2 protein-coding genes are annotated in these 2,748 nt (G+C 67.9%); both read left to right on the top strand.

Features of this window, described 5'->3' with window-relative positions; all coding sequences use genetic code 11:
* The first annotated feature begins 309 nt into the window (after positions 1 to 309).
* Complete coding sequence (gene istA, locus ACFXB5_RS53295) at positions 310 to 1,911, top strand: IS21 family transposase (RefSeq protein ID WP_385223245.1); 1,602 nt, start codon at positions 310 to 312, stop codon at positions 1,909 to 1,911.
* Between the two features lie 5 nt (positions 1,912 to 1,916).
* Positions 1,917 to 2,678, top strand: coding sequence for an IS21-like element helper ATPase IstB (gene istB, locus ACFXB5_RS53290; RefSeq protein ID WP_385223247.1), 762 nt, complete (start codon positions 1,917 to 1,919; stop codon positions 2,676 to 2,678).
* The last annotated feature ends 70 nt before the right edge of the window (positions 2,679 to 2,748 follow it).

Below are 2,748 nucleotides of genomic sequence, written 5' to 3'. Positions count from 1 at the left end.
TGTCGGCGACGGCCCAAATCCCCACTTTCCGACGAAAGCTGTCGCCGTAATTCCCCACCCCGTTGACGGCCGATTCCCCAGGGGGACGCCCGTCACGGATGGGGACGCCGATCGTGGACTCGGCGTGAAGATCTTCCCCGTGTCGGGTGGTTTGTTCGACCGATAGGTCCTTCTTGCGAATCGGTGGGGATCCCCCGGGGCATGCCGGTGCCGGGTTGAGGGTCCGGGCCTACTCGGAGTCGCTGGTGTCCCTTGACCAGCGAGCCGGGAGGTCGGCGGACGATCCGGATGGCGAGGAGAACCTTCAGCGTGACGGACATCGTGGAGATCTACGTTCACTGGTACGCGGGCCGCTCGAAGACGCAGTTGTCGGCGTCGCTCGGGCTGGACCGCAAGACGATCAGGAAGTACCTGGCGCCGGCCGAGGCCGCTGGGATCGCCCCGGGCGGGCCACCCATGGGCGAGACCGACTGGACGAAACTGATCAAGAACTGGTTTCCGGAGCAGGCCAACAGGCGGCTGAACCAGCTGACGTGGCCCGAGATCGAACAGCACCGCGACTACGTCCTGGAACTGCTGGACACCTGCACGGTGACCACGATCCACCAGCGGCTGCGCGACGAGCGCAAGCTGAAGGCGTCGCTGACGGCGTTTCGCCGGTGGGTGCACGAGAACCTGCCCGACGAGGCGGCCCGCTCCAAGGTCACGGTGCTTCGGGAGAACGTCGAACCGGGCTCGGAGGCCCAGATCGACTACGGCTTCCTGGGGCAGTGGGTCAATCCCAACACCGGTAAGCGGCACCGGATTTGGGCGTTCGTGATGGTGCTGCCCGCCTCGCGGCACATGTTCGTCCGTCCAGTGGCACACATGGACCAGCACGCCTGGACGCAAGCACATGTGGAAGCGTTCCGGTTCTTCGGAGGTGTCCCGCGGCGCCTGGTGCCGGACAACCTCAAGACCGGGGTCGACAAGCCGGACCTCTACGACCCGAAGATCAACAAGTCGTATGCCGAACTCGCCTCCTACTACGGGGCGTTGGTGGATCCGGCCCGCGCTCTGAAGCCGAAGGACAAGCCCAGAGTGGAGCGGCCCATGCCCTACGTCCGCGACTCCTACTGGCGCGGACGGACCTTCACCTCGCTGGAGCATATGCAGGCCGAAGCCCTGCTCTGGTCCAAGAACGTCGCAGGTCAGCGGCAGTGCCGCCCGCTGGGCGGCGCGAAGCCGCTGTCGGTGTTCGAGACGGTCGAGGCGCCGGTGCTGCTGCCGCTGCCCGAGGCGCCGTTCGTGCTGGCCCGCTGGTCGAAGGCGACGGTCGGCCCGGACATCCACATCAAGGTCGGCCGCACCCTCTACTCGGTGCCCTGGAAGCTGATCGGCCGCAAGGTCGACGTCCGCTCCACTGCCACGATGGTGCAGGTCTTCCACGAGGGCGAGCTGGTCAAGACCCACGCGGCGCTTGAGCAGGGCAAACGCACCGACAAGAACGACTACCCGCCCGAGAAGATCGCCTTCCAGATGCGCACGCCGATCTGGTGCCGCGGCCAGGCGTCCCAGGTCGGGGACGCCTGCCGTCAGGTGATCGACCAGCTGTTGGAGGTCAACGCCCTCTACCGGCTCCGCGCCGCCCAGGGGGTGCTCGGACTGCGCAAGAAGTACGGCGACACCAGACTCGAAGCCGCCTGCCGCAAGGCGATCACCGTCGGCGATCCGTCTTATCGGACCGTCAAGGGCATCCTGGTCGCCGGCACCGAGACCGACCCCGAACCCGAGACCGGCGACGCCGGCGCCTCGGCCTTCCTGCACGGGCCCGAGGGTCTGTTCGCGACCGCCGTCCCCACCCAGATCTCCGGCGGCCTCCGCGACGACCAGGGACACACCGACGCCGGCACCGAGGAGGCCGACCGGTGAGCGTGATGACCACCGCCCTGCGCGACTCGCTCAAGACCCTGCGGCTGTCCGGCATGCTCGAGACCCTCGATGCCCGCCTCACCCAGGCCCAGGGCGGCGAGCTCGGGCACCTCGACTTCCTCCAGGTCCTCTGCCAGGACGAGATCACCCGCCGCGAGTCCGTTGCGCTCGAACGGCGCCTACGCAAGGCCAAGTTCGAGCAGCAGGCCACCCTGGAGGGATTCGACTTCAACGCCTCCCCGAAGCTGCCCGCGGCCCAGATCCGTGACCTTGCCGCCCTGCGTTGGCTCCACTCCGGCGAATCCGTAATTTTGTTCGGTCCCGTCGGGGTCGGGAAGACGCACGTCGCCCAGGCGCTCGGCCACCAGGCCGTCCGCCAGGGCGCCAACGTCCGCTTCGCCAAGACCAGCCGGGTCCTCGCCGAGCTCGCCGGCGGCCACGCGGACCGCACCTGGGACCGGCGGATGCGCGACCTCATCCGCCCCGACCTGCTCATCCTCGACGACTTCGCCATGCGCCAGATGAATGCCTCGCAGGCCGACGACCTCTACGAACTCGTCTCCGAGCGGCAGGGGCGGTCCCTGATCATCACGAGCAACAGGGCACCCAGCGACTGGTATCCCCTCTTCCCCAACCCCGTCGTCGCCGAGTCCCTCCTCGACCGACTGATCAACGCCAGCCATCAGGTCATCATGAACGGCCCGAGCTACCGGCCCAACAAGAGGCCGAAGGGCCCCGCCGGCTCGTCCAAGCCCCCGACCAGCTGACATCCGCGGCACCCCAGGGGGTGGGGAATTCCCCCGACAAACCCCCTGGGGAATTACGCCGTCGTCGACA

The organism is Streptomyces sp. NPDC059455, from assembly GCF_042750115.1.
Lineage (GTDB): Bacteria > Actinomycetota > Actinomycetes > Streptomycetales > Streptomycetaceae > Streptomyces > Streptomyces endocoffeicus.
The sequence above is the reverse complement of the archived record's forward strand: the minus strand, read 5'-3'. Positions and strand labels throughout refer to the sequence as shown.

Excerpts from the sequence above, each read along its gene's own strand:
- istB (WP_385223247.1), top strand. The coding sequence starts at position 1,917 with ATGACCACCGCCCTGCGCGACTCGCTCAAGACCCTGCGGCTGTCCGGC.